Source organism: Methylobacterium brachiatum (genome assembly GCF_900113845.1).
Classification (GTDB): Bacteria; Pseudomonadota; Alphaproteobacteria; order Rhizobiales; family Beijerinckiaceae; genus Methylobacterium; species Methylobacterium brachiatum.
On sequence record NZ_FOQW01000006.1, the window covers coordinates 82,940 to 104,685 of the forward strand.

Sequence of the window (21,746 nt, forward strand, 5' to 3'; positions counted from 1 at the left end):
GAACGATGCCGGATGCCGCTGCCCTGAAAGGCGCCCCCGTGCTGCTTCGCTCCGAGACCCCGCCGCCGCCCGGCAACCTGCATGTCGCGGAGCCGCCCGCTTCCGACCGGCCGACCACGGCCATGCTCAAGGCCGACATCGACAGCGGCGCCACCGGCGACAAGGTCGCGGCCTACGATCCGGGCCTGTCGCAGCTCGGGACGGATGACGAGGCGGCCGGCAACCCGCCGTCGCCCGAGCGGATCGCGCTGGCCCGCAAGACCCAGGCGGCCTCCGCCAGGGTTCGGAATGCGGCGCGGCCGCGCGGGCTGGATGCCTGGATCGTGCTGGGGTTCGGCGGATTCATCGGCGGCATCGGGGTCGTGCTGAGCACCGCCATCTGGCTCGGACGGTGAGCGCGCAGCGCACCCGGTGCGTGTGGATCGTTCAGGGGCGGATGCTCTGAAAACCCCGGAGCACTCACGATTCTTATGGCGAATACGGCGGAACACAACCAGAACGATAAATATCGTCTGAACCATCGACGTTACGGAGGTTTAACCCAGATCAAAGTCGGTCCGCGGGCCGCCCAAATCCCCAGAACGTTCGGGCCCACATCCGACCATGCGCACACTCGATCTGCACGCCCCCACTTTCGGGTCCTCACACGATCCGATCCTGCACGGCGTCGCCACCGGGCTCGCCGACCTGTTCCCCCCGGTCGACCATCCGGTGGGTCTGGTGGACGAGCCCGCTACGCCGTCCGACTTCGCTCTGGCGCCGGACACGCCGCCGGATGCCGAGCTATGATGGTACGGCGACGGCCCGGCTGACCGGCAACCCGGAGGCCGGGCGCATCGGCGGACCGATGCGGATTCATCCCGCTTCGGCGGGCTGCTCGATATTCGAGGCGACCGTGAAGCCCTCGCGATCGAACACGTTGTAGATGATTGCAGCGGGCTCCAGGCCGAGGCCGGCGATATGCGCGACTGCCGCTTCCTTGGCGTCGGCGACCGTGTCGAACGGCTCGGGCAATTGGTACATCTCCGGCAGCTCATCCTCACCCGCGCTCTTCACGGGCGGCGTGGTGATTTCGACCGTATAGGGCATGTCGGTGCCTTCCTGACGTCCAGTGGAACCTGCCGCGGACCGTGGGCTGGACCACGATCGCAGACCAACCCGAAGTTGCCAGAGCCATTCGCTCCGGCCGGCTGCCGTCCTGGCCTGCGATCGATCCTGCCAAGACTCGCGTCGATGCGATTGGTAACGCACGGATACGGAAAACCGTTGCTCAATACGGCCCCGCACCGGCAAACGTCTTAACCCTGCCGCGGAAACACGATGGTGCCGGGCGCTCCGTCCCTAGCCGCCGCCGGGCATGAGACTCAACCCAGGCGGGTGCCGCGACGGCCGATCCCACGGAGCTTTCGCCGGCAGGATGTGCTCTCGCGCACCTCGCGGGAAGCGGCCCGGGCGTATCCAGGGCTGAGGCCGTCTCCGCCCCCTCGGACGGCCCGATCAAGCGGCGCAGTGACCTCCCCGGTTGCTGCGCCGTTGTCGTTCCCGGTCCATCGAGCCCGAGGGTGTCGCGCCGGCCGGCGCGTCGACCGAGCCCCGGCATCGGAGCGGGCCGAAAGCGCCCCGGGGCTTGCACCGGTTCGGCGTGCAAGGGTTCGCTAACCGAAGCCCCCCACCTTCGGGCTCATGTCCAAGCGAACGATCCGAACTGCGAGAGGCGTGCTCTGGGTCGCGGCCCTCGCGCTCTGCTGTTTCTCGGCCGTGATGCTGGCGAAGGCCAACCGTCCCGTGGACCGGGCCGCTGCGTCTCCGGCCGCCTCCGATCCCGCAACGACCGGGGCGATCGATCAGGCTCCGATCCGATGGTGCGGGGCCGCCCCGTGGTGCCGCTGACCCGCAATCTCTTTCACGCCGCAATCCCTTTCACGCCGCCCAACGAGGACACCGTGCGAACCTGGATCTCTCTACCGATCGTGCTGATGCTCGGCGTCGCGACGCAGGCGCATGCCCAAGGCCTGGAGCGCGGCGCGCGGGACGGTCGGGAGCGCGGCGAAGCGATCGCGGGTCCTCTGGGCGCTGCCGTCGGCGGCGCGATCGGTGCCGCGGTCGGCACGGCCAACAACATCCTGGGCATCGACCGGCGCGACCGCTTCCGCATCTACGTGCTCGGCGAGCGCCGCCCGTCCTTCGCCTATGCGGGACCGGTGCGGGTCGGAACCGTGCTACCGGAGGACGGCGTGGTCTATTACGACGTACCGCCCGAATTCGCGCTTCCGAACTACAATTACACGATCGTCAACGACCACCCCGTGCTGGTCGAGCCGCGGACGCGCCGGATCGTCGAGGTCATCGAGTAGGGCCTGGACGCATCGCGGCGGGCCCTCCGGCCTGCCGCCGCCGAGATGCGCTCGGCGGCGGGCGCGCCCCGCACATGACGGGGCGCGCGGACGGCCGGTTACTTCAGGCGCGCGGCAGCCCAGGCGATGTGGTCGGCCATGAAGGTCGAGATGAAGAAGTACGAGTGGTCGTAGCCCTCGCGCATGTTGAGGGTCAGCGCGATGCCGGCCTTCTTGCAGGCCTCCTCCAGCAGCCAGGGGCGCAGGCCGTCCTGCAGGAAGCTGTCGGCGGTGCCCTGATCCACCAGGAATTCGGGGAAGCGCTTGCCGTCCTCGATCAGCGCGGTGGCGTCGTGGGCGCGCCAGGCGGCCGGGTCGGAGCCGAGATACTTCTCGAAAGCCGGCTTCGACCAGCCGGCCGTGGAGGGCTGGGCGATCGGCGCGAAGGCGGAGCAGGACTTGAACCGCTCCGGGTAGGTCAGCGCGATGGTCAGAGCGCCGTGGCCGCCCATGGAATGGCCGAAGATGCCCTGGCGGGTCATGTCGGCGGGGAATTCCTTCGCGATGAGCGCCGGCAGCTCCTCCGTGATGTAGCTCCACATCCGGTAGTTCTTGTCATAGGGCGCCTGCGTGGCGTCGAGGTAGAAGCCGGCGCCGGAGCCGAACTGCCAATTGCCTTCCTCGTCCGGGATGCCGGGGCCGCGCGGGCTGGTATCGGGGGCCACGATGATCACGCCGTGCGCGGCGGCGGCGGCACGGTACTCGCCCTTGTCCATGACGTTGGCATGCGTGCAGGTGAGGCCGGACAGGTACCACAGCACCGGGACCGGGCCCTTCTCGGCCTGGGGCGGCACGAACACCGCGAAGGTCATCGGGCATCCCGTGGTCTGCGCATCGTGCTTGTAGACGCCCTGCGTGCCACCATGGGCGCGGGCCTTCGAGACGGTTTCCATCGGCTGTGATCTCCTGCGAGTGGGCTGAGACGATCGTCTTCAGGAATGCGCGGCTCTCCTCCCTCTTGCGGGGAGGAGTTGAAGCTGGGGGTGGCTCAGCCGGCCCCGGCCGGGAGAGGGTCGCCCGACCACCCCCGCCCCTGCCCCCCCCCCGCACGGGGAGGGGTGGTGATGGTCAGTAGACGACCACGGACCGGATCGACTTGCCCTCGTGCATGAGGTCGAAGCCGTGGTTGATCTCGTCGAGCGGCATGGTGTGGGTGATCAGATCGTCGATGTTGATCTTGCCCTCCATGTACCAGTCGACGATCTTCGGCACGTCCGTGCGGCCGCGGGCGCCGCCGAAGGCCGAGCCCTTCCAGACGCGGCCGGTGACCAGCTGGAACGGACGGGTCGAGATCTCGCGGCCGGCCTCGGCCACGCCGATGACGATCGACTCGCCCCAGCCGCGATGGCAGCACTCGAGGGCCTGGCGCATCACGTGGACGTTGCCGGTGCAGTCGAAAGAGAAGTCGGCGCCGCCGCCCGTGAGATCGACGATGGCCTGGACCACCTTGTCGGTGCCGACCTCGTTCGGGTTGATGAAGTCGGTCATGCCGAACTTGCGGGCCATGGCCTGCTTTTCCGGGTTGATGTCGACGCCGATGATCTTGTCGGCCCCGACCATCCGGGCGGCCTGGAGCACGTTGAGGCCGATGCCGCCGAGACCGAACACCACCACGTTGGCGCCGGGCCAGACCTTGGCGGTGTAGATCACCGCGCCGATGCCGGTGGTCACGCCGCAGCCGATGTAGCAGATCTTGTCGAAGGGGGCGTCTTCACGGATCTTGGCGAGCGCGATGGCGGGCAGGACCGTGAAGTTCGAGAAGGTCGAGCAGCCCATGTAGTGGAACACGGTGTTCGCGCCGGAGGGACTGCCGCCGGTGGAGACGCAGGAGAACCGGCTCGTGCCGTCCGGCATCACGCCCTGGCCCTGGGTCGCGCGGATCGCGGTGCACAGGTTGGTGCGCTGGGACAGGCAGGACTTACAGTTGCGGCATTCCGGCGTGTAGAGCGGGATGACGTGGTCGCCGGGCTTCAGCGTGGTGACGCCGGCGCCGACCTCGCGGACGATGCCCGCGCCCTCATGGCCGAGGATCGCTGGGAACTTGCCCTCGGAATCGAGGCCCGAGAGGGTGTAGGCATCGGTGTGGCAGATGCCGGTGGCCATCAGCTCGACAAGAACCTCGCCGGCCTTGGGCCCTTCGATGTCGATGGTCTCGATCGTGAGAGGCTTCTTGGCCTCCCACGCGACCGCAGCGCGCGTCTTCATCACCTGTTCCTGTTGTCTGGACGATCACGGACGGCGCCGAACTGCCGACTCTTCGGCGCGCCTCGCCCGAAGGCGGCACACCGAACGGTCCGAAAATCTGGCGTGTGTTTGATGCTTCTCGCGCCGGGATGCAATCTTTGCGGCCGCGTTGAGACCGCGCGCCCCGCCGGACGGTCCGGGGAATGGGTCGCATCCGCCCGGCGCGGGCCGCGCGCTAACTCCCGGGGATGGATCGCACCTTTCCCATGACCCGCGCCGCCGGGCTCGACCGGCTCGCCGCCTTCCTGGCGGGCGCCGGGGCCGATTACGCCGCCGCCCGCAACACCGATCGCGGCCCCGGCGTCGAGCCGACCACGTCGGCCCTATCGCCCTATCTGCGCCGGCGCCTGATCACGGAGGCCGAGGTCGCGGCAGCGGCCGAGCGCGCCTTCGGCGACGGCGGCGCCGAGAAGTTCGTGTCCGAGGTGTTCTGGCGGACCTACTTCAAAGGCCACCTGGAGACCCACCCGTCCGCCTGGACGGAGTCCCTCGCCCTGGCCGCGTCCGACCGGGAACGGCTCGCCGCCGAGCCCGGCCTGCGCCGGACCTACGAGTCCGCCGTCGAGGGCCGGACCGGCATCGACGGCTTCGACGATTGGGCGCGCGAGCTCGTCGAGACCGGCTGGCTGCACAACCACGCCCGGATGTGGTTCGCCTCGATCTGGATCTTCACCCTGCGCCTGCCCTGGGCGCTCGGCGCCGAATTCTTCCTGCGCCACCTCGTCGACGGCGACCCGGCGAGCAACACCCTGTCCTGGCGCTGGGTGGCGGGCCTGCACACAAGGGGCAAGCACTACGTCGCCCGCGCCGAGAACATCCGGCGGTATACGGAGGGGCGCTTCGATCCTGCCGGCCTCGACGAATACCCGGACGCCCTCGACGAGGCGATGCCGCCCCGCGAGGTCGCGCTGCCGCGCCCCGAGCCCGTGCCGGCCGGCGACGTCGCGCTGCTGCTGCATCTCGACGACCTGAGCCCGGAGAGCCTGCCGCTGGGCGCCGCCCGTGTCGTCCGCGTCGGCGGCCTGCTGGCCCACGCCCCCGGCGCGTCCGATCGGGTGCGCGCGGCCGACGCGGCGGCGATGGCCGATGGCCTCGAACGTGCGGCGGCCCGGTTCGGGTGCGCGGCGCGATTGGTCGAAGGGGATTGGTCCGGGGACCTGCCTGTCGTCACGGCCTGGGCTCCGGTGGGTCCGTCGGCCGATGCGCTGCCGGACGCGTGCATCCGGATTCGCCGGGGATGGGACGAGGCCGCCTGGCCGAGATCCAACCGCGGCTATTCCCGCCTGCGCTCGGCCATCCCGGCGGTGCTGACGGCCTGACGCTCCATACCGGCCCGCCGCGGATCCGCGGCTCGGCCATCCGGACCCCAGAGTTGTCCGCTTATCCGGCTTCAGTCCTCATGGAGGTTGCCCCGGCAAATACGGTATGGAGCAGCCGGACGACCCGGCCGTTGTGAGAGCGGCGGGCAGGTATGGCGATGCGAGGTCGGGATTTCGCCCCATGGATGTCGAAAACGACACGTTGCGCCGACGCCTGCGTGAGGCCGAGGCCGAGATCGAGCGGCTGCGGTCGCGCAACGAGAGCCATGTGCATACCCCGAGCGCCGGCCAGCGCACCTCGGCGGCCGGGGTCGATCTGCTGTTCACGGCGGCGGAGAAGACCCGCATGCCGCAGATCGTCACCGATCCCAACCTGCCCGACAATCCGATCGTCTTCGCCAACCGCGCCTTCCAGGAGCTGTGCGGCTACGGCGCGGAGGACCTGATCGGCCGCAATTGCCGGTTCCTCCAGGGGCCCGGCACCGACCCGTCCGACGTCGCCAAGGTCCGGGACGCCATCGCGGCCCGGCGCGACGTGGTCGTCGAGATCCTGAACTATCACCGCGACGGCACGCCGTTCCGCAACGAGCTCTACGTCAGCCCGGTCTTCGATCCGTCCGGGCAGCTGCGCTACTTCTTCGCGAGCCAGCTGGACGTCACGCGCTTCCGCACCGAGGAGGAGCGCTTGGCCGAGAGCGAGGCGCGCTACCAGACCCTGTTCGAGGCGATCGATGCCGGCTTCTGCGTCGCGGAGATGCGGTTCGACGCCGAGGGCCGCGCGGTCGATTACCGGCTGATCGAGGTCAACCCGGCCTTCGAGCGCCATACCGGCCTGCGGAACGCGGCCGGGCGCTGGGTCAGCGAGCTTGTGCCCGACCTCGAACCGTCCTGGTTCGAGACCTACGGCGCGGTCGCCATGACGGGGCAGCCCGTGCGCTTCGAGAGCGCCGCGGTGTCCATGGGCCGGTGGTTCGACGTACATGCCCTGCGCGTGGGCGAGCCGGCGCGGCGGCGCGTCGCGATCCTGTTCAACGACATCACCGACCGGCGTCGGCTCGAGGATCACCTCGAGACCGCCGCCCGCGAGCGGACCGACGAGCGCGATACGCTGTGGCGGGCGAGCCGCGACCTGTTCGTGGTCTGCGGCTTCGACGGCCTGTACCGGGCGGTGAATCCGGCCTGGACGGCGACCCTCGGCTGGACGTCCGAGGATCTCGTCGGGGCGCGGTTCGACGATTTCGTCCACCCGGACGACAAGAAGCTCGCGGCGCAGGCGTTCGAGCGCGTGATCACCGCGGGCGACCTCGACGACGTCGACGTCCGGTTCAGGACCCGCGACGGCGCCTACCGCTGGATCTCGTGGAACGTGGTCCCGCGCGGCGACCATTTCTACGCGGCGGGCCGGGATGTCACCGACCGCAAGGCCCTCGAGGAGCAGCTGCGCCAATCCCAGAAGCTGGAGGCGGTGGGCCAGCTCACCGGCGGGGTGGCGCACGACTTCAACAACCTGCTCACCGTCATCAAGTCGTCGACCGACCTGCTCAAGCGCCCGAACCTCCCCGAGGAGCGCCGGACCCGCTACGTCGACGCCATCTCGGACACGGTCGCCCGGGCGGCCAAGCTGACGGGCCAGCTGCTGGCCTTCGCCCGGCGCCAGGCGCTCCAGCCCGAGGTGTTCGACGTCGGGCGCGGCGTGGCCTCGGTCTCCGACATGGTGAGGACCCTCACGGGCTCGCGCATCCATGTCGACATGCAGGTCGTGCCCCTGCGGGACGCGATGGGGCGGGAGAGCCCGTGCCTGGTCGACGCCGATCCCAGCCAGTTCGACACCGCCCTGGTCAACATGGTGGTCAACGCAAGGGACGCCATGTCGGGCGAGGGCCGGATCACCATCCGGGTCCGGCCCGTGGGCCTGGTCCCAGCCGTCCGGGCGCATCCGCCGATGCGGGGGGATTTCGTCGCGGTCTCGGTGGCCGATACCGGCACCGGCATCGCCCCCGGCGACCTGGAGCGGATCTTCGAGCCGTTCTTCACCACCAAGGGGGTCGGGCAGGGTACGGGGCTGGGCCTCAGCCAGGTGTTCGGCTTCGCCAAGCAATCCGGCGGCGAGGTCGTCGCCGAGAGCCGGCTGGGCGAGGGCAGCACCTTCACCCTGTTCCTCCCGCGGGCGGTGGCCGCTTCCCTGCCCGAGGCCGAGACGCCCGAGCCCGCGGCACTGGCCGACGGCCACGGCACCTGCGTCCTCCTCGTCGAGGACAACCTGGAGGTCGGCTCCTTCGCCACGCAGGCCCTGCAGGAACTCGGCTACCATACGGTCTGGGCGACGGATGCGGAGAAGGCGCTGCGCGAGTTCGAGCGCATCCCGTTCCGTTTCGAGGTCGTGTTCTCGGACGTGGTGATGCCGGGCATGAACGGGGTAGACCTGGCCCGCGAGATCCGCCGCCGGCAATCCGACCTCCCGGTCGTCCTGGCCTCGGGCTACAGCGACGTGCTCGCGGCCCAGGGCACCCACGGCTTCGAGCTGCTGCGCAAGCCGTACTCGGTCACCGACCTGTCGCGCATCCTGCGCCGCGCCGTCGAGCGGGCCAAGTCGGCCCGTCGGTGACGGGCCTCATCGGCAGCCCACGCAGACGCGGTTGATGATCCGCTGCGCCCGGACGTGCTCGTCCTCGACAGTCGCCGGGCGGGACTCCCGGTTCGTCCAGGACGGGGCAGGCCGGATGACGGGGTCGAGGTTCGGGACGTCGGGCTGCGTGAACCGGGGGACGGGCTCCGCCCGGGCGGCGGGCGCCACCGTCAGGAAGAGAAGAAGGGCCCCGCCGAAAGCACCGGCGGACGCTGCTGCGCGGTTGAGGATCATGTTGGCGTATTCCCGTTGCTGGAGCACGAGGAATAGGCAGGCTGAATTGCAGCGCGATTTCGCGGCGCGCGGGAATGATTACAGCAGACATGCCACTCGCTCGGGCCGATACGTCAGATGTTCGGGCCGCGAACAGGCGCGGGCGGCACCGATCTCTCGGATCGGCGCCGCCCGGATCATGCGGGGTTTGGCTGTCGCTCTCGGCAGCCGGAAATCTGACCGTCGGGTCGGTCAGGCGGCGCTGCGCACCCGCCCGGGTTCGGCGTGCCGCGCGAGCACCCGCAGGATCCCCGCCCGGGCATCGTAGGCGGTGAATTCGGCGGCGAGGCGCCGAGCCTCCCGGCGGTGACCGGGTTCGTCGAGCACGGTCCGCACGGCGCGCCGGAGCGCCTCCGGGGTCGGATTGTTCGTGCCGAGGTCGATGCCCGCCCCCGACCAGGCGATGCGGGCGTTCACGTCGGCCTTGTCCTCGGTCAGGCCCGCGGCGACGAGGGGCACGCCGAAGCTGAGGGCCTGGTTGACGCTGCCGTAGCCGCCATTCGTCACCATCGCGTCGATCCGCGGCAGGATCCACTCGAACGGCAGGTAGTCGGCGAGCCGCGCATTGGCCGGGATCGGCCCCGGGATGGCGTCGCGCGCGCGTCCGCCGGCCGTGACGACGGTGAGGATGTCCGGCTCACCGGCGAGCGCCGCGAGGGTCGGGCCGACCAGCAGGCCGAGATCGTGGTTCGCGACGGTGCCCTGCGTGACGAGCACGACCTTGCGGGCGCCGTCGAGATCGTTCGCCCAGGCCGGCAGCGGCGCCTGCCCCGGCACGATCGGCGGCGCGCCGACGAAGGTCACCGCCGGCGGCAGCGGGAACGGGTATTCGAAGCTCGGGACGGTGAGCTGCAGGTAGGTGTCGGCGAGCTGCACCACCGCGTCGAACAGGGTCCAGGACGGGGCCGGAACCCCGAGCTCCTCCAGCACGCCCGCCAGGCGGCGCGCGACGGGCCGGTCGACGGCCGCCTCGTGCGCCCGCGCGATCCGCGCATAGGCGTCCCGCTGCTCGAGGGTCTGGGCCGGCGGCAGCCCGAGGAAGATCGGGGCCTTGTCGGGCCGTGAGCAATGCAGGATCGACGTGCCGCACAGGACGATGGCCGGCCGCTTCGATCGCGGCCCGAGCAGCAGGGGCAGGACGCCGAAGAACATGTCGTCGCCGATCACGACCGCAGCCGGGAAAGCCCGAAGGGCGTCCTGGAGGCCGCGATGCTGATCCGGGATCCGCTCGATGAAGATCCGCTCCATGGCGACGCGCAGCCAGTCCGGGCCGGGCGGGGTATGCGCCAGCTCGGGAACGACCGCGACGAGGTTGCGCCCGTCGAAATCGGCGATGCCGGGCAGCGCCGCGAACCGGGCGCCGGTCGCCTCGATGCGGTCGCGGAAGGCCGAGCCCGACAACACCATGACCTCGTGGCCCTCGTCGGCCAGCATCCGGGCGATGGCCAGTATCGGGTTGAGATGGCCCGTCGCGGGCGTAGAGCAGAGGAGGATCTTCATCGCGCTCGTCCTGTCTTCGCGTGGGGAAGCGGGCGCCGCGCCGATGCGGCGACCCAGGCGCGAGGCTGGGGGCCGCCCGTTACGCGATGGCTGCGGAAGGACGCCGAAACGGTTACCGCTGGAACGCCCGGCCGCGGGGCTACCAGGCGACCCGCAGCGCATCGATGCGGCGGATGCCGCTGTGCCCGTGCAGCATCGGAACCGGGCCGGCGAAGCGCAGCCGCGGGGCCAGCCGCACCAGGGCGCCCAGGCCCTCCTCCAGCTCGATCCGGGCCAGGGCCTCTCCAAGGCACCGGTGCACCCCGCCCCCGAAGACGGGGTGCAGGCGCGGGCGGTCGGTGCGGTGGATGTCGAACGCGTCGGGCCGTGCATAGGCCTGCTCGTCGCGCATCGCCGACAGGATCGAGAGCATGATCAGGCTGTTGGCCGGCACGACGTGGCCGTCGAGGGTGATATCCTCCTTGGCGACGCGTCCGGCGGAGCCGACGCTCGGCTCGAACCGCAGGGATTCCGCCACCGCGGCCGGCACGAGGCCGGGATCCTGCTTGACCGCCTCCCATTGCTCGGGATGCTGCAGCAGCAGGGCGATCTGCATGGCGCCGGCCCCCCTCGTGGTGTCGGTGCCGCCGATGATCATCTGCACGAGCTGGATGACCACCTCGTCCGGCGTCAGCTCGCCCGCCGCATCCGCCTCCGCGAGGAAGCGGGACAGGAAATCGTCCCGGGGCGCCGCGCGCCGGGCTTCGAGGATCTCGACGACGTAATCCTGCAAGGCGACCGCCGCCGCCTCGATCTCGGGCAGGTCCTCCGGGCCGAAGGTGAAGCTCAGGACCCGCGAGACCTCGTAGGCGAGCCGCGTGAACCGGGGGATGTCGCCGCGCGGCAGCCCGAGGATGTCGGCGATGGTCTGGGCGGGGATCAGGCCGGTGTAGCTCGCGACGAGATCGACCTCGCCCTCCTCCATGCAATCCCGGACGAGGGCCTCGGCGGCGTCCCGGATGCGGGGGCGCAGATTCTCGACCAGGCGGGTCGCGAAGGTCCGGGTGAACGGTGACCGGCGCCGCCGGTGGACCGCACCGTTGGCGGTGAGCATGCCGTGCGCGAAGATGTCGAACAGCCGGCCCTGCGGGATCTCGCGCATCTCCGGATAGAGGGTTTCGGTCGCCTGGACGCGCGGATCCCGCATCAGCTGATCGACGTCCTGCGCGCGCAGGACCATGTAGCCGCCGATCTCATGGATGATGAACGGCACCCGGGGCCGCCAGGTGCGGAACACGCCGTGCGGGTCGGCCTCGAGTTCAGCCACGGACAGCGTCGGGACAGCGTGGCGGGCCCCGGCGCTTCCGACGTATCCGTGCTCGTCCCTGTGACACTTCATCGACACATCCTCGCTGCTGTTCAAGCGCGCGGATTCTCGAAAGGCCGGACTACAGGACGATTTCGAAAGAGCGGCCGTTGGTTACGGTCATAACATTCGGGCCGCCCGACGAGCCCCGGTGGCGCGGCGCCGGTGGGGCCGACCTCCGCTCGATCGGCCGCCGGGCGTCGATGCCGGCGACCCGGATCCCGCGGGCCCGCATGGGCCCGAGGCTATTTCGGGCGTCGGCGATTCCGAAATCGTGCCGTAACGGGCGCGGCTCAGAACGACGATGCTTCGCGCAAGGAGGTATCGCCATGATCGCAAGCGAGCCCAGTCCGGACGATCGCTTCGAAATGCTGCTGCGGCGGCTCATCACCGACTCGGTGATCGGCGGCACCGATGACGGCCAGCACCTCATCGCGCGCCTGAGGCGCTTCGACCTGCGGGCCCGGAGCGAGCAGCTCAGCTCCCAGACCCTTCAGGTCATCGCGTCGGCCCGGCGTCTCCTGGGTGACGAGCCGGCTTCCGGCCGGACTGTCAGCGGCCGCAGGCGCGCGCAGTAACGGGAGAATGCCGGACGCCGGAGCGGAGGTCGCCCCGGCGCCGCGCGTCATCCGGCCGCCCGGTCAGCGCGCCCGGGGCTTCAGCCCGACCGCGAGGAAGCGGTCGATCATCGCGTTGACCTGCTCGGCCACCTCGATCGTGTTGAAATGGCCGGCGAGCAGCGTCTTGGCGGTCACCAGCTGCGGGCAGAGTTCGCGCAGCCGTTCGAGATCGCGTGCCGACTCGATCAGCGGCACGTCGGCGGAGATGTAGGCCAGCGGGACCCGGCAGGCGCGCGCGGCCGGGATCGGATCGTGGTTCTGGACCATGTTGTGCAGCGTGGAATGCGCCACGTGCTGGGGCGTCTTGCGGCAGGGGCCGAGAATATACGTGTCGAAGATCGCCTGGCGCCGGGTCGGCTCGTCGAAGGCGCCCCCGATCGACCAGGCGGCCGCCAGCGCCGCCGCGGGGTAATCCGGACCGCCGACGCCGGACAGGAGCTGCGCCAGCTCGACATTGCCGCGCTGGTCCGGCGACGGCAGGACGATGGAATCGATCATCATCAGGCCCGCGGCGAGGTCGGGATGGCGCCCGCACAATTCGAGCCCCACCGCGCCGCCGAAGCTGTGGCCGATGACGATCGGCTTGACCAAGCCCAGCTGGCGGCACTGCCAGGCGACGTCGTCGGCGAAGCCCGCGACCGTATAATCCTGCTCCGGCGCGTCGCTGGCGCCGTGACCGCGCAGATCCACCGCGACGACCCGCCGGAGGCGCGAGAAGTGCCGGATCTGCGGCGTGAAGATGCCGTGATCGCCGGTCCAGCCGTTGATCAGCACCAGGGGGTGGCCCTGGGGCGTCATCGGCCCGGCCTCGACATGGGCGAGCCGGACGCCGTCGCGGGCCAGATGGACGGGCTGCCACCGGGGCGGTTCGAAGGTCATGGGAATCTCCGTGTGATCAGGATCGGGGCATCGATCGCCCGGCGGCAGGACTCGGGAGGCTCGCGATGGCGGCGATCGCCGCCAGGCAGGCCCCGAGCATCACGGCGGCCATCGACAGGGCGGAGCGGCCGTCGAAGGTCCGCGCCACGCCATCGCTGGCGAGGGCGCCGACCAGCATCTGCAGGCAGATCGCCACGCCGCTGGCCGCGCCGGCGGCCTCGGGCATCGGCTCCGTGGCCCCGTGCAGCGCGTTGGGCGAGATCAGGCCGAAGGCCAGCGCCGTGCCGACCATGGCGACGACCACCGGGACCGGCGAGGGACGTCCGGCCAAGGCCGCGCCCATCAGGATCGCCGCGACGGCGGTCGCCAGGGCGAGCCCCGCTCCGATCGCCTGACGGGGCTGCCCGCCCCGGGCGACGAGACGGCCGTTCAGGAACGCGCCGGCCATGACGGACAGCGAACTCGCGCCGAAGACGATGCCGTAGGTCTGCGGGCTGACGCCGAAGGCGTCGATGAAGACCAGCGCGGAGCCGGTGATGTAGGCGAAGACCGCCCCGGCCGAAGCGGCGTTGCACAGGGCGTTGCCGCGGAAGACCGGGTCCGCGAGGATGCGCGCGTAGCCCTGCAGCACCGCGCGCGCATTCAGGCCGGGCGACGGTGTGAGCCGCGCGGTCTCATCGACATGCCGGACGGCCACGAGAGCCGCGAGGGATGCGGCGATCGGCGCCGCGTGAATCAGGCGCCAGCCGCCGAGACCCATCAGCGCCGCCCCGACCGTCGGGGCGATCATCGGCACCACGTTGATCACCAGGACGACGAACGACATCCGGGCGCGCGCGGTCTCGCCTTCGGAGACGTCGCGCACGATCGCCATGGCAGCGAGGCCCGGCCCCGCCGCGCCGAACCCCTGCACGGCCCGGCCCAGCAGCAATTGCGGCAGCGTCTGCGCGGCGAGGCAACCGAGGCTGCCGCCGATCAGGAGGAGGCAGCCGCCGATGATGGTGGGCCGGCGGCCGAGCCGGTCCGAGAGCGGCCCGTAGACCAGCAGGGCGATTCCGAGGCTCAGCAGGTAGATCCCCATGGCCGAGCCGATGGCGGAGGACGGGACCCGCAGGGCGGCGGCCGTGTCCGGCAGGCTCGGCAGGATCATGTCGATGCCGAAGGTCGGGAGCGCCGCCAGCAGCCCGATCAGGGCCGAGAACGCGGCGGTGCCCGGCCGGAGGCGTCCGCGCGGCCGGATCCACCCGTCGGTGAGCGGGATCACGCCCAACGCCGGTCTGCCGAATCCGCCCTGGTTTTCCGGGCCGCGACCATCGCGTCGATCTCGCGGACGAGACCGGCCGCATCGAGATCCGCCCGGACGGCCGCGCCGAGGGTGCCGGCCGTGACGCGAAACTGCGGCTCGGTGAGCAGCCGGCGCATCGCCGCCGCGATCTCGGCCTCCGGCGCGTCGGGGGCCAGGCGCAGGCCGGCGCCGCGCGCGCCGACCCGGGCGGCGTTGTCGGTCTGGTCGCGGGCCATCGGCATGACCAGCAGCGGCACGCCGTGCAGCAGCGCGCGGGACACGGTGCCGTGCCCGCCCTGGCTGACCACCAGGGCCGCCTCCTCCATCAGGGCTTCGTGGGAGGCCGCCGTCACGACGCGGACATTGGCGGGCATCGCCAGGTCTTCCGGACGGACATGGGGCCCGGTGGTCACCAGCGCCTCGGCGTCGACCGTCCCGACGGCGCGCACGATCCGCTGCAGGAGCTCGGTCTGGTTCTGGGCGCCGGTGCTGCCGGCGACGAGGATGCGCGGCCGGCTGGTGCCGGGCCAGGCCGACGGGCCGCCCCGCGTCCAGCCCGGCTCGTCGAGCAGCGGGCCGATATACCGGTAATTCCCCGGGAGCGTCGCTGCGTCGAAGTCGAAGGCCCGGCTGATCGCCAGGAGGACGCGGTCGGCCCGGTCGAAATAATCGAACGCGCTCGCGACCGGCGGCAATCCCAGGCCGCGCCGCGTGGCGTTGAGGGCCGTGCGGCCCTTCTCCATGGCCGTCGTGATCGCGTCGGTGGCCGCCGCCATCGCGGCGCGCTCCTCGGGGGTCCGCGGGGGCGTGAGGCCGCTGGCGGCGGGCGGCATGCCGGGCAGCGGGCGGATGCTGATATGCGGCGACAGGATCGCGTGCGGCAGGTCCGCCGCCTCGGCCGCCAGCGCGCAGCCCAGCAGCAGGTCGAGGCTGAGGACGGCGTCGGTCGGAACGCGCCGGATCTCGTCGAGCGTGTCGGCCGCGTAGGCGCCGGCCGGCACGAACAGCGTCTTGCGGAACCAGTCGGCGAGGTCGGAGAAATCGGCGGGGTCCGCATCGGTGCCGACGGGGGCCCGGCGCCATCCGATGAAGGGAAAGCCGGCCGCCTCGACCTCGCTGCGCATCACCGGATCGGCCATGATGCGCACGCGATGCCCCGCCCGGTGCAGCTGCCGTCCGGCCGTCAGCACGGGGCTGAGATTGCCCGTGGTTCCCCACGAGATACACAAGACGCTGAGCGACATCTGAAAGGCTTCCCAATAGGACTGCGCAGGAGCGCGCTGTTTCGGGATCGATCGACGATTGGATTTGACATTCACGGCGCGAAATCGCGCGACGACGCGGAAGATCTGGAGCATCCGCACGCACTGCTTGGAAAAGTGGTCCGTTTCGACCGGATCGAAGCGCTGAAGTCCGTGGCGCGCGCCGCGACGTCTTTTCCGAAGCAATGGGTTTCCGGCGGGATCTTGTCTAGCGCCGCGCGTTGCTGTTGATGTTACGCAGGAACGCGATGTAATCCGGGTGGGTGTGATGGATACAGCCGCCATGGGCGAAGCTGACCACGAGGGCATCCAGCAGCCACCGCCCGAAGACGAAGAGCGCGGGTCGGGCCGGTGCGATCGGGGGCGAGGCTATCGCGATGCGCCCCAGTGGAAGACCGCGGCGGCCGGCGGCTGGAAGATCTTCGCCGCGAGGCAATCGATCGGGCACAATCTTGTTGAAGCGCCCCGGGTCTACGCCGCAGACATCTCGGATCAGAGCGTCGGTCATAATCACCCCTTCATCCAGAGAGGGTGACGATCATATTCGGCAGTTACATCGGCATGTCAGCCATCACGACTTCCGGTTACAACCGTAACTGAAATGCTTCTTGCCGGATCGAGACGGCGTTATTGAGAGTCATCGCCCGCGTTGTGCTGCCTCGCACAATGTGGTGGGCGCAATCCTTTTGGGGCCGTGATATCAACTCAGCGGTGCAGGGCCACACCCGGGCGCCCTCGGAAGGGCGATCGGGCATGGGCTGGCGACGACGGTTCGATGACTCCCCGGGTGGCGGCGTCCCCGACACGGTGCCGCCATCCAGCAGCGGAGGTCGGGGCGGTGCTCTGCCGCGAAGCGTGAGGTGCCCATGATCGAACCCAGTCTGGACAGGGGTCAGGGCCGGAGGCCGCGCCCCGGCAAGACCCGCATCCTGCTCATTGAGGACGATGCGGGCATGCAGCGCATCGTCTCGGATCATTTCGCCGACCACGACGTCGACGTGACGGCGGCGACCAACCGGGCCGAGGCGGAGCGGTGGCTCGCGGAGGGCGATTTCGACCTCGTGGTGCTCGATTTGCGCCTGGGCTCGGAGAACGGCCTCGACCTGCTGCGCGACCTGCGGACCCGGAGCGATCTGCCGGTGATCATCACGACCGGCCATCGCCGCGACGAGATCGATCGCGTGATCGGCCTCGAGCTCGGCGCCGACGATTATCTCGTCAAACCCTACGGCCTGCGCGAGCTCCTGGCCCGCATCCGGGTCATCCTGCGGCGGGCCGAGGTGACGCCCGTTCCGCCGAAGGCGCAGGATTCGCATCGCAGTCGCTTCGACGGCTGGGTGCTCGACCGGCGGCGGCGGCGCCTGACCAACCCGGCCGGTGAGGGCGTCGCGCTGAGCAACGGCGAGTACGCGCTGCTCGTGGCCTTCCTGGATGCGCCCCAGCGCCCCCTGAGCCGCGAGCACCTCCTGCAGGCCACGCGGGTCCACGAGGACGTGTTCGACCGCAGCATCGACGTCCAGATCCTGCGCCTGCGCCGCAAGCTGGAGGTGGACCCGAGTGCGCCCCGCCTGATCGTCACCGAGCGCGGCGTGGGCTATGTCCTGACCACGCCCGTCGAGAAGCTGTAGCCGTGATCGGGCGCCCGGCACGGCCCCTCCTCGCGGCGCTGCTCGGCAGCGCCGTGGCCATCCTGGCGCCGGCCGCCCAGGAAGGGCCGGCCGGCAGTCCGGCGATCGCCGATGCCGTCGAGGCCTCGGCCGTCATCACGCCGATCCCCAGCTCGCTGGGGGCGGACCCGGACCGCGTCGATATCGGCCGGATGCTGTTCTCCGACACGCGGCTGTCGCGCCGGGGCGACCGCGCCTGCATCACCTGTCACGACATCCGGACCAACGGCGCAAGCGCGGTCCCGCGGAACGTCACCACCGACGGCGCGCCGGTGCCGCGCAACACGCCCACGGTCTTCAACGCCGCCCTGAACTTCCGCCTGGGCTGGGCGGGCGATATCCCGACCCTCAAGGATCAGGCCGAGCTGGCGCTGACCCAGCCGGAATTCCTGGGCGGGTCGTGGCCCCGCATCCTCGACACGGTCCGCGCCGATCCGGCGCTCGCCGCCAGGTTTCGGTCCGCCTACGGCCGCGAGGCCGACCGCGAGGCCGTCGTCGACGCGATCAACAGCTTCGAGCGGCACCTGCTCACCCCGGACAGCCGGTTCGACCGGTGGCTGCGCGGCGATGCGCGGGCCATCACCGAGGCCGAGCAGCGGGGCTTCGCGCTCTTCCGCGGGATCGGCTGCTCGGCCTGCCACCAGGGCGTCAATGTCGGCGGCAATCTGTTCGAGAAGGTCGGGATCTTCGTCACGATCCCGAACAAGACCGCCGAGGTGCTGCGCGTCCCCAGCCTGCGCAACGTCGCGGTCACGGCGCCCTATTTCGACGACGGCGGCATCGCCACGCTTCCGGAGGCCGTGCGGCTGATGGCCCGGGTCCAGCTCGGGCGGGAGCTGACCACGACCCAGATCGCATCGATCGTCGCCTTCCTCGGCACCCTGACCGGATCCTACGAAGGCCACCCCGTGACCGTGCCCCCGGCGACGCCCCCCGGCCCGCCGCCGACCGACGACCATCGGCCATGAGGTTGACCGCGCAGGCCGCCGTACTCGGTGCGCTGTTGGCCGCGCTGCTGACGTGGCTGCTGATCAACGGCAATGGCGAGATGGAGGCGGCCTATGTGACGATGCAGCGGACCGTCGGCAGCCTCGCGCTGGCCGAATCGCGCCTCCAGCACGACGTGCTTCGGGCCCGCGCCGGGCATCTGCGCAATTACGATCCGATCGTCGCCCATCTGCGCAAGATGCAGGCGGCGGTGGCCGACCTGCGGGCCGCGAGCCGGCCGGACGACGCCGAGGTGCGGGCCCTCGCCGAGGTGGTGGACCGGGAGGCGCAGATGGTCGAGCGCTTCAAGACCGGCAACGCCCTGGTGCAGAACTCGGTCGCGTATTTCGACTCGGTGAGCGATCGCCTGTCCGAACCGGACGTCGATCCGCGGCTCGTGCAGGCCGTGGCCGCCCTGCAGATCCGCGTCTCGCAACTCGCCCGCGACGGGAGCGCGAAGCATCTCGAGGACATCCGCGCGCGGCTCGACGCCATGGCCGCGATGACCCTGCCGACGGACCAGGCCGCGGATGTCGCCGCCATCGTGCTCCACGGGCGCCAGCTCCTGGATCTGCTGCCCCAGGTCGGCGCCGCGACGCGCTCGCTTCCGGTCGCGTCGAGCGAGAAAGCCCGCCAAGCGCTGCTGGATGCCCGCCGGGAGCTGCACGCCGAGCGCCAGGCCCGCGCCGATGGTTTCCGCCTCGCGCTCTACGCCGCCGCCCTGGCGCTGCTCGCCCTCGCCGTGCGCGTGGGCCTGCTGATGCGGGCCGGAACCCTGATCCTGCGCCGGACGGTCGCCTTCCAGACCGTCGTGGCCCAGGCCGCCAACCGCTTCCTGGGGAGCCAGCCCGACGAGATCTCCGCCCACATCGTCGACGTCCTGGCCATGGTGGGCGGGGGCCTGAACACGGACCATTGCTATGTCCTGATGCTCGACGGCAGCGGCGCCGTGCATCTGTGGAGCCGGCCCGGCCTTGCGCAGCCCCGGGGCTGGCCGATGGCGCAACGCGCCCTGATCCCCGACATCACCGCCGCCTCGGACGACCTCATCTTCATCGAGACCGCGGACGCGACCGGGCATCCGGCCTTGCGGCACGCCCTCGCCGAGCGCGGCATCGTCTCATGGGCCTGCGCGCGGCTGCGCCGGGGCGAGCGCACCGTCGGCTTGCTGTGCTTCGAGCGCAGCACCTCCGATCTGCCGGGCTGGCTCCGGCAATCGTGCGGCCTGCTGCAGGTCGTCGCCGACAGCTTCGGCGCGGCGCTGGAGAGCCAGCAGGTCTGGGCGGAGCGGCGCGCGATCGAGGGGGAGCTGCGCCGGGCACAGCGGCTCGAGGCCATCGGCACCTTCGCGAGCGGTGTGGCGCACAACATCAACAACGTCCTCAACGTCATGCTCGGCCATGCCGAGATCGCGGCCGAGGCCTTGCCGGCGCATCCCGATCGGGCGGCGCGGCAGATCGAGATGCTGGTCCAGGCCGGCGGACGGGCGCACGAGATCGCTAGCCAGATTCTCGATTTCGGGCGGCGCGGCAGCGCGATGCAAGGCACCAGCGCCGTCGAGGCGGTCGTCGCCGAGACGATCGCCCAGATCCGCTCCTCGGCGGCCGACCCGACCGTGATCCGGTTCACCGGGACGGCCCAGGGGGCGATCGTCGGCGGCGAGCCGGCGCAGCTCCAGCAAGTGGTGCACAACCTGATCCGCAACGCCGTGCAGGCGTCGAGCCCGGATCGAGCGGTCGAGATCCAGCTCGACCGGATCACCCTGGCGGAGCGGCAATCCCTCTCCAACGGGACGTTGCGCCCGGGCGATCATATCCGGATCCGGGTCAGCGATTCCGGCCGCGGCATGGACGAGGCGACGCTCGCGCGGATCTTCGAGCCGTTCTTTACCACCCGTCCGGCCGGAACCGGCCTCGGGCTCGCGACCGCGTTCGAATTCGTCCAGGAGCAGGACGGCGCCTTCAACGTGCGCAGTGTGCCCGGCGCGGGCAGCACGTTCGAGGTCTGGTTGCCGGTGATGACGCCGGCCATCAGCGACGCGTCGCGCGCCTGCGGCGCCGTGATGATCCTGGGCCGGACGCGCGCCGCGGTCCAGGAGGACGAGGAGACCCTGGCGGCCCTGGGCTACGAACCGGTCGGATACGTCGACCCGGAGGCGGCCTTGTCCGCCCTGCGCACGGCGCCGGAGCGGTTCGATCTGCTGATCGTCGAGCACCCGCTGCTCGGCTTATCGGGCCTCACCTTTGCCCGCCGGGCCGCCCAGATCGCGAAATGGCCGATCGTGCTCTCGTTGTCGGCGTCCGAGGCCGTGCAGCCGGAGATCCTCTCGGCCATTCCCGTCGTCGAGGTCGCCCGCCGGCCCTGGCGCTCCAACGCGCTCGCCTTGACCCTGCAGAGACACCTGGCCTCCGGCGCGAAGCTGGCCTCCGGCGCCAAGCTGGCCTCCGGCCCCGAGACGGCGCCGCCGCGCACGCTCTCGAAGCGTTGAGGCGTGCGCCGCGAGCGCACCAGCTCCGGGGCTCCCGAAGCCCGACTGCCCGCCTGAACGCCTTGCAGGCGACCGTCCGCCGGAGACCTCGGTGCCACGAAACCGCGGGGGCCATCCGCGGCCTGTTTCAGGCGTAACCGAGCCGGCGGTCGGTTGAAATGCCACCGAAACCGCGCCTGGATATCGCGGTCACGGGCGGGCCGGGGCAACTGGGCCTGCATCCGCAAGACCCGGAACCGGCCCGGCCGAAACCGGCCGGCATGATCCTCCACGGCATGGTGTTACGCGCATGAAATCTGGTGCTCCCCTGCTCTACGCCGCCGGCGTGTTCTCGGCGTCCGTCGCCTGCGCCGGGTCCCTGAAGGCGGAGCCGCTGCCTCTGTCCCACGGCAGTTACGTCCAGGCGGATCTGGCCTGCGAGGGCGCGCCGTTTGCCGCCTTGAGGACCTATGACGGGCAGGGTCTGGGCGGCCCGCACGACAGCAAATGCGTCAGCAGCATCGTGGACGCGCACGGCAAGACGTACAGAATCGCGACCTCTTGCGCCGCCGCCGGCGACGGAAGCCCGGTCGCGCCCACGACCACCTCCGAGACGGTGTTCGTGCAGTCGCGCCGAAGCTTCAAGATCGCGGATGGGTCGTCTGGCGACCAAGGGGGCGTATCGTATAAGCTCTGCCCCGGAAGCAAGTAACGTCCATCAGGGGCTTTGACTGGATTCCAGCCGCCGGGTTTTCAAGCAGAGATCGCGCCGAATATGTGGCGCCACTGGATCGCGGGCGCAGGCGGGCGATGCCGGCTCGCGCCCGGCGGACGGCGGTGCGTTCGATGGTCTGCGCCGTATCGGCGGCGTCGGATCGG

The 21,746-nt window shown here is 70.8% G+C and carries 20 protein-coding genes; 10 read left to right on the top strand and 10 right to left on the bottom strand.

Features of this window, described 5'->3' with window-relative positions; all coding sequences use genetic code 11:
* Positions 1–5 precede the first annotated feature (5 nt).
* A complete protein-coding gene (locus BMZ47_RS08505) occupies positions 6–395 on the top strand; it encodes a hypothetical protein (RefSeq protein ID WP_091860766.1) in 390 nt (129 codons plus the stop codon).
* Positions 396–603: 208 nt separating this feature from the next.
* Positions 604–789 carry a hypothetical protein gene (locus BMZ47_RS08510; RefSeq protein ID WP_091860769.1) on the top strand — a complete coding sequence of 62 codons (186 nt, stop codon included), beginning with the start codon at positions 604–606 and terminating at the stop codon, positions 787–789.
* A gap of 66 nt (positions 790–855) precedes the next feature.
* Here the strand turns inward: BMZ47_RS08510 and BMZ47_RS08515 are convergent, their stop codons facing one another.
* The gene (locus BMZ47_RS08515; protein ID WP_091860772.1) at positions 856–1,089 is read right to left on the bottom strand and encodes a hypothetical protein; all 234 of its coding nucleotides are present in this window, start codon (positions 1,087–1,089) and stop codon (positions 856–858) included.
* Between the two features lie 887 nt (positions 1,090–1,976).
* Between BMZ47_RS08515 and BMZ47_RS08520 the strand changes: the two genes are divergently transcribed.
* Entirely contained in the window at positions 1,977–2,354 is a 378-nt protein-coding gene (locus BMZ47_RS08520) for a DUF1236 domain-containing protein (protein WP_268868566.1), read from the top strand.
* Positions 2,355–2,452: 98 nt separating this feature from the next.
* Here the strand turns inward: BMZ47_RS08520 and fghA are convergent, their stop codons facing one another.
* A complete protein-coding gene (gene fghA, locus BMZ47_RS08525; protein ID WP_007564514.1) occupies positions 2,453–3,286 on the bottom strand; it encodes an S-formylglutathione hydrolase in 834 nt (277 codons plus the stop codon).
* 175 nt (positions 3,287–3,461) lie between these two features.
* Positions 3,462–4,598, bottom strand: coding sequence for an S-(hydroxymethyl)glutathione dehydrogenase/class III alcohol dehydrogenase (locus BMZ47_RS08530; protein ID WP_050733717.1), 1,137 nt, complete (start codon positions 4,596–4,598; stop codon positions 3,462–3,464).
* Between the two features lie 245 nt (positions 4,599–4,843).
* On the opposite strand from BMZ47_RS08530, the gene BMZ47_RS08535 reads away from it, so the two are divergent.
* Both BMZ47_RS08535 and BMZ47_RS08540 read left to right on the top strand, forming a co-directional pair.
* On the top strand, positions 4,844–5,956 hold the full coding sequence (locus BMZ47_RS08535) for an FAD-binding domain-containing protein (protein ID WP_208601024.1): 1,113 nt from the start codon (positions 4,844–4,846) through the stop codon (positions 5,954–5,956).
* Positions 5,957–6,137: 181 nt separating this feature from the next.
* Complete coding sequence (locus BMZ47_RS08540) at positions 6,138–8,561, top strand: PAS domain S-box protein (RefSeq protein WP_007564509.1); 2,424 nt, start codon at positions 6,138–6,140, stop codon at positions 8,559–8,561.
* Between the two features lie 6 nt (positions 8,562–8,567).
* Here BMZ47_RS08540 and BMZ47_RS08545 read toward each other — a convergent pair whose 3' ends face one another.
* From BMZ47_RS08545 to BMZ47_RS08555, 3 genes are all read right to left on the bottom strand, one after another.
* Positions 8,568–8,816, bottom strand: a complete 249-nt coding sequence (locus BMZ47_RS08545; RefSeq protein ID WP_139220959.1) for a hypothetical protein — start codon at positions 8,814–8,816, stop codon at positions 8,568–8,570.
* A 231-nt stretch (positions 8,817–9,047) separates the two neighbouring features.
* Positions 9,048–10,355, bottom strand: coding sequence for a glycosyltransferase (locus BMZ47_RS08550; RefSeq protein ID WP_091860780.1), 1,308 nt, complete (start codon positions 10,353–10,355; stop codon positions 9,048–9,050).
* Between the two features lie 139 nt (positions 10,356–10,494).
* Positions 10,495–11,661 (bottom strand): cytochrome P450, encoded by a 1,167-nt coding sequence (locus tag BMZ47_RS08555; RefSeq protein ID WP_244536765.1) that lies wholly within the window; start codon positions 11,659–11,661, stop codon positions 10,495–10,497.
* 368 nt (positions 11,662–12,029) lie between these two features.
* Here BMZ47_RS08555 and BMZ47_RS08560 point away from each other — a divergent pair, with 368 nt between their 5' ends.
* Positions 12,030–12,278: a hypothetical protein gene (locus tag BMZ47_RS08560; protein WP_007564505.1), complete on the top strand. Its 249-nt coding sequence runs from the start codon at positions 12,030–12,032 to the stop codon at positions 12,276–12,278.
* Positions 12,279–12,341: 63 nt separating this feature from the next.
* Here the strand turns inward: BMZ47_RS08560 and BMZ47_RS08565 are convergent, their stop codons facing one another.
* The 4 genes from BMZ47_RS08565 to BMZ47_RS08580 form a co-directional block, all read right to left on the bottom strand.
* Entirely contained in the window at positions 12,342–13,199 is an 858-nt protein-coding gene (locus tag BMZ47_RS08565) for an alpha/beta fold hydrolase (protein WP_091860786.1), read from the bottom strand.
* Between the two features lie 16 nt (positions 13,200–13,215).
* Complete coding sequence (locus tag BMZ47_RS08570; RefSeq protein WP_091861335.1) at positions 13,216–14,463, bottom strand: multidrug effflux MFS transporter; 1,248 nt, start codon at positions 14,461–14,463, stop codon at positions 13,216–13,218.
* A complete protein-coding gene (locus BMZ47_RS08575) occupies positions 14,460–15,728 on the bottom strand; it encodes a glycosyltransferase (RefSeq protein ID WP_091861338.1) in 1,269 nt (422 codons plus the stop codon). The genes BMZ47_RS08570 and BMZ47_RS08575 overlap by 4 nt, the downstream gene beginning before the upstream one ends.
* A 226-nt stretch (positions 15,729–15,954) precedes the next feature.
* Positions 15,955–16,254: a hypothetical protein gene (locus BMZ47_RS08580; protein ID WP_091860788.1), complete on the bottom strand. Its 300-nt coding sequence runs from the start codon at positions 16,252–16,254 to the stop codon at positions 15,955–15,957.
* A gap of 358 nt (positions 16,255–16,612) precedes the next feature.
* Between BMZ47_RS08580 and BMZ47_RS08585 the strand changes: the two genes are divergently transcribed.
* The 4 genes from BMZ47_RS08585 (at position 16,613) to BMZ47_RS08600 (ending at position 21,579) form a co-directional block, all read left to right on the top strand.
* Positions 16,613–17,374: a response regulator gene (locus BMZ47_RS08585; RefSeq protein ID WP_007564501.1), complete on the top strand. Its 762-nt coding sequence runs from the start codon at positions 16,613–16,615 to the stop codon at positions 17,372–17,374.
* A 2-nt stretch (positions 17,375–17,376) separates the two neighbouring features.
* Positions 17,377–18,381, top strand: coding sequence for a cytochrome-c peroxidase (locus BMZ47_RS08590; RefSeq protein WP_091860791.1), 1,005 nt, complete (start codon positions 17,377–17,379; stop codon positions 18,379–18,381).
* Positions 18,378–20,888, top strand: a complete 2,511-nt coding sequence (locus tag BMZ47_RS08595; RefSeq protein ID WP_091860794.1) for a two-component system VirA-like sensor kinase — start codon at positions 18,378–18,380, stop codon at positions 20,886–20,888. Before BMZ47_RS08590 ends, BMZ47_RS08595 begins: the two co-directional genes overlap by 4 nt.
* A gap of 289 nt (positions 20,889–21,177) precedes the next feature.
* Positions 21,178–21,579 carry a hypothetical protein gene (locus tag BMZ47_RS08600; RefSeq protein ID WP_091860797.1) on the top strand — a complete coding sequence of 134 codons (402 nt, stop codon included), beginning with the start codon at positions 21,178–21,180 and terminating at the stop codon, positions 21,577–21,579.
* Positions 21,580–21,746 lie beyond the last annotated feature (167 nt).

Coding starts and splice junctions, on each gene's coding strand:
- BMZ47_RS08520 (WP_268868566.1), top strand. CDS start 1,977: ATGCTCGGCGTCGCGACGCAGGCGCATGCCCAAGGCCTGGAGCGCGGC.
- BMZ47_RS08505 (WP_091860766.1), top strand. CDS start 6: ATGCCGGATGCCGCTGCCCTGAAAGGCGCCCCCGTGCTGCTTCGCTCC.
- BMZ47_RS08585 (WP_007564501.1), top strand. CDS start 16,613: ATGATCGAACCCAGTCTGGACAGGGGTCAGGGCCGGAGGCCGCGCCCC.
- BMZ47_RS08530 (WP_050733717.1), bottom strand. CDS start 4,598: ATGAAGACGCGCGCTGCGGTCGCGTGGGAGGCCAAGAAGCCTCTCACG.
- BMZ47_RS08510 (WP_091860769.1), top strand. CDS start 604: ATGCGCACACTCGATCTGCACGCCCCCACTTTCGGGTCCTCACACGAT.
- BMZ47_RS08560 (WP_007564505.1), top strand. CDS start 12,030: ATGATCGCAAGCGAGCCCAGTCCGGACGATCGCTTCGAAATGCTGCTG.
- BMZ47_RS08540 (WP_007564509.1), top strand. CDS start 6,138: ATGGATGTCGAAAACGACACGTTGCGCCGACGCCTGCGTGAGGCCGAG.
- fghA (WP_007564514.1), bottom strand. CDS start 3,286: ATGGAAACCGTCTCGAAGGCCCGCGCCCATGGTGGCACGCAGGGCGTC.
- BMZ47_RS08600 (WP_091860797.1), top strand. CDS start 21,178: ATGAAATCTGGTGCTCCCCTGCTCTACGCCGCCGGCGTGTTCTCGGCG.
- BMZ47_RS08550 (WP_091860780.1), bottom strand. CDS start 10,355: ATGAAGATCCTCCTCTGCTCTACGCCCGCGACGGGCCATCTCAACCCG.
- BMZ47_RS08595 (WP_091860794.1), top strand. CDS start 18,378: ATGAGGTTGACCGCGCAGGCCGCCGTACTCGGTGCGCTGTTGGCCGCG.
- BMZ47_RS08515 (WP_091860772.1), bottom strand. CDS start 1,089: ATGCCCTATACGGTCGAAATCACCACGCCGCCCGTGAAGAGCGCGGGT.
- BMZ47_RS08580 (WP_091860788.1), bottom strand. CDS start 16,254: ATGACCGACGCTCTGATCCGAGATGTCTGCGGCGTAGACCCGGGGCGC.
- BMZ47_RS08565 (WP_091860786.1), bottom strand. CDS start 13,199: ATGACCTTCGAACCGCCCCGGTGGCAGCCCGTCCATCTGGCCCGCGAC.
- BMZ47_RS08575 (WP_091861338.1), bottom strand. CDS start 15,728: ATGTCGCTCAGCGTCTTGTGTATCTCGTGGGGAACCACGGGCAATCTC.
- BMZ47_RS08535 (WP_208601024.1), top strand. CDS start 4,844: ATGACCCGCGCCGCCGGGCTCGACCGGCTCGCCGCCTTCCTGGCGGGC.
- BMZ47_RS08545 (WP_139220959.1), bottom strand. CDS start 8,816: ATGATCCTCAACCGCGCAGCAGCGTCCGCCGGTGCTTTCGGCGGGGCC.